General features: G+C 47.5%; 14 protein-coding genes. 8 read left to right on the plus strand and 6 right to left on the minus strand.

The window, feature by feature from the left end; all coding sequences use genetic code 11:
* Positions 1–61: 61 nt before the first annotated feature.
* The 4 genes from EJN92_RS11885 to EJN92_RS11900 form a co-directional block, all read right to left on the minus strand.
* A complete protein-coding gene (locus EJN92_RS11885; RefSeq protein ID WP_126128018.1) occupies positions 62–2,275 on the minus strand; it encodes a chemotaxis protein CheA in 2,214 nt (737 codons plus the stop codon).
* A gap of 134 nt (positions 2,276–2,409) precedes the next feature.
* The gene (locus tag EJN92_RS11890) at positions 2,410–2,691 is read right to left on the minus strand and encodes an STAS domain-containing protein (RefSeq protein WP_126128019.1); all 282 of its coding nucleotides are present in this window, start codon (positions 2,689–2,691) and stop codon (positions 2,410–2,412) included.
* Between the two features lie 12 nt (positions 2,692–2,703).
* The gene (locus tag EJN92_RS11895) at positions 2,704–3,072 is read right to left on the minus strand and encodes a response regulator (protein ID WP_126128020.1); all 369 of its coding nucleotides are present in this window, start codon (positions 3,070–3,072) and stop codon (positions 2,704–2,706) included.
* 249 nt (positions 3,073–3,321) lie between these two features.
* Entirely contained in the window at positions 3,322–4,539 is a 1,218-nt protein-coding gene (locus tag EJN92_RS11900) for a methyl-accepting chemotaxis protein (protein WP_126128021.1), read from the minus strand.
* A gap of 416 nt (positions 4,540–4,955) precedes the next feature.
* On the opposite strand from EJN92_RS11900, the gene EJN92_RS11905 reads away from it, so the two are divergent.
* Positions 4,956–5,360, plus strand: coding sequence for a response regulator (locus tag EJN92_RS11905; RefSeq protein WP_126128022.1), 405 nt, complete (start codon positions 4,956–4,958; stop codon positions 5,358–5,360).
* 97 nt (positions 5,361–5,457) lie between these two features.
* Here the strand turns inward: EJN92_RS11905 and trmL are convergent, their stop codons facing one another.
* Complete coding sequence (gene trmL / locus EJN92_RS11910) at positions 5,458–5,928, minus strand: tRNA (uridine(34)/cytosine(34)/5-carboxymethylaminomethyluridine(34)-2'-O)-methyltransferase TrmL (protein ID WP_126128023.1); 471 nt, start codon at positions 5,926–5,928, stop codon at positions 5,458–5,460.
* A gap of 120 nt (positions 5,929–6,048) precedes the next feature.
* Positions 6,049–6,789 (minus strand): ComF family protein, encoded by a 741-nt coding sequence (locus tag EJN92_RS11915; RefSeq protein WP_126128024.1) that lies wholly within the window; start codon positions 6,787–6,789, stop codon positions 6,049–6,051.
* Between the two features lie 100 nt (positions 6,790–6,889).
* Here EJN92_RS11915 and EJN92_RS11920 point away from each other — a divergent pair, with 100 nt between their 5' ends.
* The 7 genes from EJN92_RS11920 to EJN92_RS11945 all read left to right on the plus strand — a co-directional run bounded on the left by EJN92_RS11920 (position 6,890) and on the right by EJN92_RS11945 (position 12,685).
* Complete coding sequence (locus EJN92_RS11920; protein ID WP_126128025.1) at positions 6,890–7,804, plus strand: methyltransferase domain-containing protein; 915 nt, start codon at positions 6,890–6,892, stop codon at positions 7,802–7,804.
* 210 nt (positions 7,805–8,014) lie between these two features.
* The gene (gene coxB / locus EJN92_RS11925) at positions 8,015–9,190 is read left to right on the plus strand and encodes a cytochrome c oxidase subunit II (protein ID WP_126128026.1); all 1,176 of its coding nucleotides are present in this window, start codon (positions 8,015–8,017) and stop codon (positions 9,188–9,190) included.
* 17 nt (positions 9,191–9,207) lie between these two features.
* Entirely contained in the window at positions 9,208–10,812 is a 1,605-nt protein-coding gene (gene ctaD / locus EJN92_RS11930) for a cytochrome c oxidase subunit I (protein ID WP_126128027.1), read from the plus strand.
* 44 nt (positions 10,813–10,856) lie between these two features.
* On the plus strand, positions 10,857–10,964 hold the full coding sequence (locus EJN92_RS21875; protein WP_227869524.1) for a cytochrome oxidase small assembly protein: 108 nt from the start codon (positions 10,857–10,859) through the stop codon (positions 10,962–10,964).
* Positions 10,965–10,979: 15 nt separating this feature from the next.
* Entirely contained in the window at positions 10,980–11,570 is a 591-nt protein-coding gene (locus EJN92_RS11935; RefSeq protein ID WP_126128028.1) for a cytochrome c oxidase assembly protein, read from the plus strand.
* 2 nt (positions 11,571–11,572) lie between these two features.
* Positions 11,573–11,788, plus strand: coding sequence for a DUF2970 domain-containing protein (locus EJN92_RS11940; protein ID WP_126128029.1), 216 nt, complete (start codon positions 11,573–11,575; stop codon positions 11,786–11,788).
* A gap of 36 nt (positions 11,789–11,824) precedes the next feature.
* Positions 11,825–12,685: a cytochrome c oxidase subunit 3 gene (locus tag EJN92_RS11945; RefSeq protein ID WP_126128030.1), complete on the plus strand. Its 861-nt coding sequence runs from the start codon at positions 11,825–11,827 to the stop codon at positions 12,683–12,685.
* The last annotated feature ends 92 nt before the right edge of the window (positions 12,686–12,777 follow it).

A 12,777-nucleotide genomic window follows, 5' to 3' on the forward strand; every position in this document is an offset into this window, starting at 1 on the left:
TGTTGAACGCGGATACCGTGATTTCGTTTGCGACGCCACTCATCATGCAAAGTTCACTCTGTTATCCGGTCGCCGCGCTTGGCAACTGTAGATGTTGCTGATGGGCGCGCCTGGTATATTGCTGCAACATGGCGGAAATACTGAGGATCAAGGCGACTTCGCCACTACCTAAAATGGTCGAGCCACCTATGCCTTGTAGATGCACAAAGAGTTTTCCTAGTGGCTTAATCACGGTTTGGAACTCGCCCATCAGACGATCAACGACCAGACCGGCTTTATTGCCGCCATAACCGACTACCACCACGTTTTGACGGCGCGGTAAATCGCCCTCTATATCGAATAAATTGCGTATCCGTATGAAGGGCAGTACCTCGCCACGCAAGTCCATGAAGTCGTTGTCGCCACATTCTCTGGGGAGTTCCAGGCACTCAATCACATTGTCGAGTGGCACCACAAAAGAGGAGGTGCCAACCCCGACCAGAAAGCCATCGATGATGGCCAGCGTTAGTGGCATGCGTATGCGCATGGTGGCGCCAACCCCGATTTCGCTATCGATTTCTATGGTGCCGCGCAAGGAGGTGACGTTACGCTTGACCACATCCATGCCTACCCCGCGTCCGGATAAATTCGAGACTTGATCGGCAGTAGAAAAGCCTGCCTCAAAAATGAGAGCATAAATTTCTTTGTCGCTGAGGCTGGCGCCGGCTGGGACTAGTCCGCGCTCTATCGCTTTGGCGAGGATTTTGTCGCGATTGAGCCCGCCGCCATCGTCACTGACTTCGATCACGATACTGCCAGATTCATGGTAGGCATTCAGCCGTAAAATGCCTTGCGCAGGTTTGCCGCGCGCCGCGCGCATGGCCGGCGCTTCTATGCCGTGATCCATGGAATTACGCACCAGATGCATGAGTGGATCGCCAATTTTATCCACCACCGATTTGTCGACTTCAGTATCGCCGCCGCCGATTTCTAGCAGTATGTCTTTGCCTAACTCTATGCTGACATCTCTGACCACGCGCTGAAAGCGGCTAAAGGTGGTACCTATCGGCACCATGCGTAGTTGTAAGGCGCTGTCGCGTACTTCTTCTACCAGGCGCATGACTTCGCTGGTCGATTCGAGTAGCGCGATATCGTTCGACTTACTGGCGCGCAGATTGGTACCGGCGCCGGCTATCACTAGCTCGCCCACCAGATCGATCAGTTTATCGAGCCGCTCTGCATCGACCCGGATGTTTTGTTTTTCACGTGCCTTCGTGTCTTTAACCTGCTGTTGTTTATTTAAAGCTGCATTCAAGATCGGTTGTTGCAGCATTTCCTGATCGACTAAAATTTCACCGATAGGTGCTTCTTTGCTTTGGCCAGTATTGTTGGCGTGTTTTTTCGCTTGCAGACGCAGGCATTCGTCGAGCTCATGTTTAGTGAGCACGCCGCTCTTGATCAAGATCTCGCCTAGTAATTCGTTATCGTCGGGCAGGGCATTGATGATGTCGATGTACTCGTCCATTTTGCTGTTGGGCGGGACTATCCGTATCACGCTGTCTTCACGCACAAATTCAAAGACGTTTTCGATCGCCTCTTTGTTGGCGCTACTTTTTAGCACGACCTCAAAACCCAGGTAGCAAGTCTCGGCATCCATCTTGTCTATGTGGGGCAGCTTGTCGGTGATTGTGATGAGATTGACGACATCGCCCAAGGTGCTGAGATAGCGAATGAAAGACAGTGGATCCATGCCATTGCGCAAGCAGTCCGGGCCAAAGCGCAAGGACAGATACCAATTGCCGTTATCGATGGCGCCACCGCCGCTCGCTTTGGTCGCGGTTGCTTCATGATGATGGGCTAGTTCGGAACCGCTGCCTGCTGGGCTGTCTTCATGATTGAGAAAACGTCGCAAACGCACATGCAAGGCCGCTCCGGCGCTGGTTTGCTCGGGGGTTGCCTGTAGTGCCCCAGCGGCAACCCCGTCTATCAAAGTGCTGATATGGTCGCGGCAAGGGAGTAGCACGGCGATCAGCTCGGTGCAGACGCTAATCTCGTCGTTGCGTAGCATATCGAGTACGCTCTCCACCACATGGGTAAATTGCACGATATGATCGAGCCCAAATAAGCCGGAGGATCCTTTAATCGTGTGCGCTGCACGAAAGATGGCGCCGATGGCATCAGCAGGATTGTCGTCGTGCTCTAGCCCGAGCAGTCCGTCTTCCATGTCTTGCAGTAGCTCTCGACTTTCGACCACGAAAGTGTCTAGTGCGGCCTTCATTTCTTCTTCGAAATTCATGCGTCCTCCGTGAGGTACGACTACATCATTCGGAAATTATGCTGATTTGATATTCGACTACAGAAACAAAAACGAGGTAAAACGGAATAACAGACTAACTGCGGAGACTAACTGCGGAGGCTAACTGAGCCTAACTAGGTCAAAACAATCTGATCGCCAAAATTGCTGGTCATATTGCTCATTTCAAGTACTTCTAAGACGGCCTTGCTGTGCATGGCGTAACTTAATTTTTTATTTCTACGTGCCGCTTCTTGCTTTAAGACGATCAATACTTGCAAGCCAGCGCTATCCATTTCTGAGACTTGCGATAAATTGAGTTCAAGATCGTCACCGGTTTCTAAAAAAGCCTGCAAGTTTTGCTTCTCGCTGGCCGCCGTGTAGATCGTTAATTCACCGGCTATCGTGAGCGTTTCCATGGCGGGCTACGCTTAAGGCAGAATTAATTTTGAAACCGCGGCCAGCATCTGAGCTGGTTGAAACGGCTTGACCACCCAGGCTCGGGCACCGGCCGCCTGACCCTGTAATTTTTTACCTTCTTGCGACTCGGTAGTGAGCATGATCACTGGGGTAAATTTATATAAGGGCAGTTTTTTTACTTCGGTGACGAAGGTTATGCCATCCATATTGGGCATGTTGACATCGGAAATAATCAGATGGATTTTTTGACCCTTGAGTTTGGACAGGGCATCGACCCCGTCTACGCCTTCGATCACGGTATAGCCAGCGCCGCGCAGCGCCAAACCTACCACTTGCCTCACTGACGCCGAATCATCTACCACCATCACTGTCTTGGACATAATCGTCTTCCTTAAGTGTCGTTTTAAAATGAATAAAACAAAATCTTTATGTTGCACTGTGTGCCAGCTTGGTATCTGGCTGTAGTTTTGTAGGGCATTCGAAAAAATCAGCAATTACGATGGGACTAAAACTAAACAGGCACCCCACCGCTCGCGCAATATCCATGCGGGTTTCCAGCCTGCCAGCGCTGCCAACCGCTCCAGTATTGGGCCTTGGGCCTGCGGCTTTTTAAATCTAAGACAGCGATCTCAAAAAAACGTAATTTCGTCGTCTTTGCTAGCGCTTTGGCTAGGCGTACCCCTTGCTTGTACGTGGCTGCTATGCTGATCGTGCATGGTGTAATAGGTTTCCAGATCAGCCATCCATTCTGCGGTACTCGGCATAGGAATTTGCTCTGCCATGGTTTTGAGTAGTTTGCCTATGTCGCGATCTAGCACATCGAGTATCTGGCTGACTCTATCTTGATATTGCAAGGTCACCAGCAGATTTTCTACGTCATTGCGTATCACTTCACCACGGCTACGCATTTCCTCTGCCGCATCACCCAGGCTTTGCACATGGCCTAAGACTTCTTTCACCACCTTGCCAGATTGTTGCATCACTTTTCTATCTTGCTCATTGGCTTTTTGTGCGGTTTTGAGGGTCGATTTTACGACCTCATTGATCTGGGTGACGCGCTCACCTATGGTCTTGCCAGTTTCGCCTGAGATGAGTGAAAGTCGCCGCACTTCGCCCGCCACCACGGCAAAGCCGCGACCGTGGGCGCCGGCCCGCGCTGCTTCTATCGATGCGTTGATTGCCAGTAAGTTGGTCTGCGCCGCAATTACGCCTACGCTATGCGCCATGTCTTTTAGGTCCGCCACTGATTCCGCCAAGGTCTTAATGGCGTCGAGCAACTCGCCTTTACTGTCTATCATCTGCTCTAGATGAGCGATCACGGGCTCTAAATCTTGTTGGCAAAGATTGATTAAATTTATCGTGGCTTGATGTTTGTCGGAATTTTCACCGCTCGCCTTGCTGCTGAAACCGGCCTCATCGAATTGCTGGATTAAAGAGCCGAAACTGTTGATCAGTTGTATAACTGCATTTTCAGTTTGTGATTTGACGGTGAGCACATGATTTTGCCAAACCGGGAGTACGGTGTTGAGTAATTCGCTTGGTAGTTGTTCTGAAACCAGGGTGACAGCTTGTGCTGGTGCATAGCTGTGCCTGATGTGCGCTTTGTTTGCTGCGGCGGTGGCCAGCGCCTCTTCCGCTTCAAGCTCTTTTTTTTGATTGAGGCGCGTCCAGATTACCAGTACCAGCAAGATGCCAAAGAATGAGATGATCGCCGGCAGTGATTTTTTAGAAAATACGGGAACAGCGGAAAATACCAAAATGAGCGCAGGAAAAGCGTAGGCGAGTTTGATAGCGCCTAGCTGACGTGAGCATGTGCCATACGCTAATTTGGACCTTGTCACTTGCATTGAACCGCCTCGCAAAAAAACTAAGTAGATGTCGCAAAATCAGGATGTTATTTCATGCAGAGTAAGAATCGAGTGCTAGGAAACGAGTATTCAAAAGGCTTAGGAAGCTAGATAGTAGGGCAGAATAAGTAGCGCGTAAAGATAAAAATAACAATTGTAATTTGGTATTTAAAGTTGACGATACTGAATCTTGTATAGAAAAGATACTACTGTTTTTGAGGAAACGGAAAGTATATTTGTGATAATCCAAAAAATTGCTGGGTTGCATGTGTTTTTGCAACTAATTAGTCATGGCAGTTGACAAGCATTGCGCTAGCGCGTAAAAATCTTAGTTAATATTTAGGCTGTGCGGGCAAGCGGAATGCTGCCATTGAGCGGTATGGAGTTGGGCTTAACTTGTTATTGAGGCGACGACGATGGAAAATAAAATCAGAGTGGTGATTGTCGATGACTATGATATGACACGCTCATTGCTGAAAATCATACTGCGTGGCGAGAAATTCGACATCGTTGGTGAGGCGACCGATGGTCAATCTGGGCTTGAGATGTGTCTTGCGCTTAAGCCTGATATGGTATTGCTCGATGTCGTGATGCCGATCATGAATGGGATAGAGGCGCTGGAAAAAATTCATCAAGCTTTACCAAAAACTTTGGTCATGATGGTGACAGGTAACGATGATCATAGTGTGGTGAATGAGGCGATCAGTAAGGGTGCTAGCGGCTATATCGTGAAACCTTTCAATACCGCCAGTGTCATCGAGACCATGAACCAGGCTAGGGAGAGGTTTATTTTGTGCCATCCTGCAGGAGTGCAGCACTAAAAATTGCTTGCTTGGATTTTATTTAAAAAAGCATAGTGAATTCCACTATGCTTTTTTTACGCTTGCTAGAATTGCTGGAAGCCAGCGTCAACTGAGCTTAGGCGCCACCGATAAAACCGTTTTGGCGCCAAGCTTCATACACCACCACCGCCACGCTATTGGATAGATTCAGACTACGATTGTCGGGGCGCATGGGCAGGCGTATGCGTTGTGTTAGAGGGAAAAAATCGCGTATTTCAGGTGCAAGACCGCGCGTCTCGGCACCAAAGATGAAAAAATCACCTGCTTTGAATGCCAAACTAGAAAAGCTAGTGGAGCCATGTGTGGTCATGGCGAACATACGCTCTGTTGGCGGCTGTTCCGAGGCTAAAAATGCGTCCCAGGATTTATGCACTTTCATCGTCGCATAATCATGGTAATCCAAACCCGCACGCTTCATCTTGCTATCGTCCAGGGGGAAACCCAAGGGTTCAATTAAATGCAGTTGCGCGCCGGTGTTGGCGCACAGGCGAATGATATTGCCGGTATTCGGTGGGATTTCTGGCTCGACTAAGACGACGTGAAACAAAATGATTTCCTTGGTGTGGTGAAGGTTTTTTGAGATTTGCGTTAGCTTAGAGCAGTGCTTTCTCTGTGTAAAGAATAAGCTGGTTTTTGGCAGTGCTGCTAGATCGTTGCCGGAATGTGCTCAGTGACGCGGGGTTCTGGCAAAGACGTAATTACTCACTTGCGCAGCCCCAAAACGTTTTAAAAGTTGAGCAATTTCGTTCAGGGTAGTGCCCGTAGTCATGACATCATCGATTATCCCTATGTGCTTACCTTGTATGCGATCGATGAAGTGGGCGTTTAACGCAAACGCTTTATGGACATTTTTTTGCCTGGCGTCGGGGTGTAAGCTACTTTGTTGTACGGTTTCCCGACAGCGGCTCAGCATCAGCGGCGCCAAGTCTATCCCTAGATGTGCCGCCAGTGGTTTGGCTATCTCTAGCGATTGATTGTATCCGCGCTCTTGCAGGCGTAATGAACCTAAAGGAACGGGGCAAAGTAGGTCTGCCAAGGCCAGCTTGGAATCGTGCGATATTGCATCACGCAATACATCGGCAAATAGGCCTGCTAAGGCTAGTTTGCTCCCAAATTTCAGTGCCAAGACCAATTGATCGATCGGCGCAGCGTAATCGCAGGCGACTATGCAGGCGTCAAAGCTCGGCTTCTGGCTTAGGCATTCACCGCAGAGTTGCTGTGCATCCTGAATTTGTAAAGGGATGGCGCATTGGCGGCAGCGCGCTGGTTTTTGATTGAAAAATTGCTCATGGCACTCGGGACAAAGTAAGTCATCGCCGACTGTTCCACACAAAGGACAACTAGTCGGCAGGATAGACGCTAAGCCTGTTTTGACGGCACGCAGCAAAAAGTGTTTGTAGGATGGCATGTGGATTCTCTGGCGACTAAGGATCACTAGCGTGTAAACTGCTCAATTATTGTATGCCTTTCCGGCATTTGCCTACCCATTGTTTAACTCAGCCCAATTTATGCTTAGCGCTCCCATTGATTTGCAACGTGTTCGTCAGATTTTTTCTCGCTTTGAACGTATGCAAGCTTCAGACTTCTTACGCAGAGAAATTGCCAGTCGTATGCGCGACAAACTCGATTTGGTCAAAATCTTGCCAGAGCGGGTCTTAGATGCAGGTTGTGGTGATGGTGCTGAGCTCTCGCAGTTACAGGGGCGTTTTCCCGATACGCATGTACTAGGCGCAGACGGCTCGCAAGCAGCGCTGAGTTTAGCCGTGCAACAGCAGACGGCAGCGAAAAGCGCGCTGGATAAACTGCTGCATAAATGGCTGCCTAGTGCCTTGCAAGCCGGGCGAGATCCTAGCTTGATTTGTGCTGACTTTGCCCAGTTGCCACTATCTTCCGCTAGCGTCGATTTAGTTTGGTCGAATTTGGCATTGCATTGGCACCCGCAGCCTGATGTTGTGTTTGCGGAGTGGCGTCGAGTCTTACGTACCGATGGTTTATTGATGTTTTCTTGTTTTGGTCCAGATACCTTGTCTGAATTGCGCGTCGCTTTCGCTAACATAGATCAGACACCGCACACCTTGCCGTTTGTGGATATGCATGATTTTGGCGATATGTTGGTTAATGCTGGTTTCGCCACCCCAGTAATGGATATGGAAAAATTGACCTTAACTTACGCAACAGTGGATAAGTTGTTTGCTGACGTAAGGGCTCTCGGCGGCAACCCACTACTCAGTCGTCGTCACGGGCTGATGGGGCGCCAAGCTTACCGTACTTTGTGCCAAAACTTGGAGGCGATGCGCAATCAAGATGGGCGTATACCGCTGACTTTCGAAGTGATTTATGGGCATGCTTTTAAACCACTGGCTAAAAAACTTGCCACTGGTGAGAGCATCATACGTTTGGATTTTCCGAAAAAAACGCCTTAATCTGCATCAAGACTTACTAACTTTGCTGAGTTTGCGCTAGTCAAATTGTCTTGGGTTTGTTTTAGATCATGGTCTGTATGTGCACAATCTGCTTGATTTTCCCTTGATGCGAGAGGGCTTTTCCCTTTATACTCTCGCAGTTGTAGAAGTTGCCAGTGTGTATTTCGTAGCTTCTAATAAAAAAATTTAAACAGGGTTTTTGGGGAAATCATGAAACATGCTAAGCGATTACAGTCGTTAATGCTGGGTGCTTCGCTCATGGCAGCAGGAATGCCAACGTGGGCGGCAGTAAAAGATAGCCAGGGTGGTCCGGCTGTTCTAGAGATGAATTTGCAAACGCCAGCGACACAAATCGCTGAACAAATTTATTCTCTGCATAATTTGATGCTCGTGATTTGTCTGGTGATTTTCGTCGCCGTTTTCAGTGTCATGTTTTATTCGATATTGAAGCATCGCAAATCAGTCGGACACAAGGCGGCTACTTTTCATGAAAGTACCACAGTTGAGATCTTATGGACGATCGTGCCTTTCATCATCGTGATCGGTATGGCGTTGCCAGCGACCAAGACTCTGGTGTCAATGAAAGATACCTCAAACGCAGATATCACCATCAAAACCACAGGTATGCAGTGGAAATGGGGTTACGACTATCTGAAAGGTGAGGGCGAAGGTATTTCTTTCCTGTCCACACTGAAAACACCAAGAACCCAAGTCGGTGCGCCAGGTGTGAAACCAACTGAAGCACGCGGCGACAATTACTTGATGGAAGTCGATAACGAAGTCTTCGTGCCAGTCAATAAAAAGATACGCCTGATTACAACAGCAAATGATGTTATTCACTCTTGGTCGATTCCAGCCTTTGGTGTTAAACAAGATGCGATTCCTGGTTTTGTGCGTGATACTTGGTTTAAAGTCGATAAAATCGGTGTTTATCGCGGCCTGTGTTCAGAATTGTGTGGAAAAGAACATGCTTTCATGCCTATCGTGGTGAATGTTGTTTCTGATGCTGACTACAAAAAATGGGTAGACACTAAGAAAAAAGAAATGGCGGCCAATGCCGACGATCCAAGTAAAGTTTGGACCGTAGACGAGTTAAAACAGCGCGGTGAAAAAGTATATGCTGCTAATTGCGTCGCCTGTCATCAGGCCAATGGTAAAGGTGTTCCAGGTGCATTCCCAGCTCTGGATGGTTCTGCAGTAGTGAATGGCGAAAAAGCCGCTCAGACCGCAATCCTCTTGAACGGTAAAGCCGGTATGCCAGCTTGGAAAGCCACTTTGTCCGACACAGAAATCGCTGCGGTGATTACCTACACCCGTAACAACTGGTCAAACAAAGCCGCAGAAAATATCGTCCAGCCAGCCGAAGTTTTGGCTGCACGTAAGTAATTGAACAGGAGATTGAGATGAGCAACACAGCAGTCGATCACGCACACGATCATTCTCATGGTCACGATGACCACAGCCACGACGAGCCGCATGGCTGGAGACGGTATTTATTAGCCACTAACCATAAAGTTATCGGCAACCTGTATTTGATTTTTGCTTTCACCATGCTGATGGCTGGCGGTGTTATGGCATTGCTGATACGTAGTGAATTGTTTCAGCCAGGTTTGCAATACATGCAGCCGGAATTTTTCAATCAACTGACTACTATGCACGGCTTGGTGATGGTTTTTGGCGCAATTATGCCAGCCTTCGTCGGTTTTGCTAACTGGATGATACCGCTGCAAATTGGTGCCTCCGATATGGCATTCGCCCGTATGAATAACTTTTCATTCTGGTTGATGCCTCCTGCAGCGATTCTACTGATGGCATCCTTCTGGGTGCCAGGTGGTGCTACGGCTGCTGGTTGGACTTTGTACGCGCCTTTGTCGACGCAAATGGGTCCAGGTATGGATATGGCGATTTTTGCTATACATATCATGGGTGCTTCTTCCATTATGGGCTCTATCAACATCATTACTACCATCCTGAACATGCGCGCTCCTGGCATGACTTTGATGAAGATGCCTATGTTTTGCTGGACATGGTTGATTACAGCTTATTTGTTGATCGCTGTTATGCCAGTGCTGGCCGGTGCGATTACCATGACTTTGACTGACCGTCATTTCGGTACTTCCTTCTTTAATGCTGCCGGTGGTGGCGATCCTGTGATGTATCAACATATTTTCTGGTTCTTCGGACATCCAGAGGTGTACATCATGATTTTGCCAGCTTTCGGTATTGTTTCTCAAATCGTTCCTGCGTTTGCCCGTAAGCCTTTGTTTGGCTATGCGTCCATGGTTTATGCAACCTCTTCGATCGCGATTCTGTCGTTTATCGTTTGGGCTCATCACATGTTCACTACTGGTATGCCAGTGACTGCGCAATTGTTCTTCATGTACGCCACGATGTTGATTTCAGTGCCTACCGGTGTGAAGGTATTTAACTGGGTTGCAACGATGTGGAAAGGCTCTATGACTTTCGAGACGCCTATGTTGTTTGCAGTTGGTTTTATTTTCGTTTTCACGATGGGTGGCTTTACTGGCCTGATACTGGCGGTAACACCGATTGATATCCAATTGCAGGATACTTACTATGTCGTTGCTCACTTCCATTATGTCTTGGTAGCGGGTTCTTTGTTTGCCTTGTTCGCCGGTTATTACTACTGGAGTCCAAAGTGGACGGGTTTCATGTACAACGAAACACGCGGAAAGATCCATTTCTGGGGTTCTTTGATCTTATTTAATATCACCTTCTTCCCTATGCACTTTTTGGGTTTGGCTGGTATGCCGCGTCGTTATGCAGACTATCCCGCACAGTTTACTGATTTCAATATGATCGCTACGATCGGTGCTTTCGGTTTCGGTTTGATGCAAGTGTATTTCCTTTTGGCCGTCGTGATTCCATGCATTAAAGGCGGAAAAGCAGCCCCAGCAAAGCCTTGGGATGGTGCAGAAGGATTGGAATGGACAGTACCAAGTCCAGCGCCTTTCCATACATTCGAAGAACCGCCTGTTGTTAAATAAACTTTAGGTAGGAAGTACGATCTGAATCGTACTTCCTGTAAAAAATGAAAAATCAAAAAAAACCAAATAATCTTAGAACAGCACTCATGTTGTTTTCTGTCGCCTTGGTATTTTTTATTGGTGTGTTTGTTAAGCAAACTTGGTTACGCTAAGGGCTTGCTGAATTAATGTCCGAAGAAACGAAACAAGAGTTGGCAGAACGGCAGTCTGGCACGAAGAAGCTCAATTTCTCCATGCTGGGTAAACTATTGGTGATTGCAGTAGTGATGTTTGGTTTTGGCTATGCTTTGGTGCCAATTTACAAGCAAATTTGCGAGTTGACCGGGGTTAATATTTTGACTCCGAAAGATATTTCTATCAAAGAGATAACTAATTCGCAGATAGATAGAACGCGTGAAGTAATCGTCGAATTTGATGCAAATACGCAAGGCCCTTGGCGCTTTCGGCCAACTGTGTCGAGTTTAAAAGTACACCCTGGCGAAATGACGCAAATTGTGTACGAGGTAGTGAATAAGCAATCTTATAAGATGGAAGCACAGGCCATACCGAGTTATGCGCCGCAACAGGCGGCAGCTTATTTCAAAAAAATGGAGTGTTTTTGTTTTAAGCAGCAAACCTTGGAAGCCAATGAAGCGCGGCAAATGCCGGTGGTGTTTTATATAGACCCAAGTTTGCCAAAAGAAGTAAAAACCATCACTTTGTCATATACATTTTTTGAGGTGGGCATGAAACCTAAAACCACTGCAGACGGCGTATAAATATGGACGAATTGAAGCAGGCAAGTAAACGTAAGGCCTCATTCTTAGCAACGGCCAAAGCGGTATTTTGGTCATTTCTTGGGATACGAAAAAAAAGCGATTATGAACAGGATGCAGCGCAGCTAAATCCGCTCCATGTAATCATCGCTGGTGTAATTGGTGCATTAATATTCATTGCGACACTGATAATTATCGTTAAAAGTGTCGTCGCAAAATAAAGAAATTTAGTTTAAAAATTGTATCGGGAGATGGAAATGAGTTCTCACAGCGCTAAGGCACCTTATTATTTTGTACCTGGTCCATCTCAATGGCCAATCTTGGGGGGCGTCACCTTATTGCTCACTATGTTTGGCGCATCTGCATGGGTCAATGGTATTACTTGGGGTATGTACCTCAATTTCGCAGGTATTTTTCTTACTTTAGTCGTACTGTACAAATGGTTCGGTGACGCAATCTCCGAATCGGAAGCGGGTCAATATAGCGCGCGAGTAGACGTCTCTTTCCGTTGGAGTATGAGTTGGTTTATCTTCTCTGAGGTGATGTTTTTCGGCGCTTTTTTTGGAGCCTTGTTCTATGCGCGTAGTATCAGTATGCCTTGGCTAGCCGATTTGGATCACAAAGTCTTGTGGCCCGATTTTGCTGCTCAGTGGGGTAATACAGGCCCAGCGGGGACGATAGAAGCGTTTAAAACAATGACACCGTTTCCTATCCCAACAATTAATACTGCCCTATTGTTGACCTCTGGCGTAACCTTGACAATCGCTCATCATGCATTGCGTGAAGGCCAACGTGCTAAGACTGCGATTTGGTTATTCGCCACGATCTTGCTAGGCGCGGTGTTTATGGGTTTCCAAGCGTTTGAGTATATCGAAGCGTATTCAGAATTGAACCTGAAACTGACCTCAGGCATTTACGGTTCAACCTTTTTCATGTTGACCGGGTTTCATGGCTTCCATGTGACTATGGGCGCGATTATGTTGTCGGTAGTTCTGTATCGTGTCTTAAGAGGTGATTTTACAGCGGAACATCACTTCGCTTTCGAAGGTGCCGCTTGGTATTGGCATTTCGTCGACGTGGTTTGGCTAGGTTTGTATGTGGTTGTGTACTGGCTCTGATTGATCTGAGTAGACATCACAGATGAAGAAAAAGCCGCACACAGTGCGGCTTTTTCTTATGTCATTTTGCTGGGGTAATATCGTCAGCTATA

The organism is Undibacterium parvum (assembly GCF_003955735.1).
Lineage (GTDB): Bacteria > Pseudomonadota > Gammaproteobacteria > Burkholderiales > Burkholderiaceae_D > Undibacterium > Undibacterium parvum.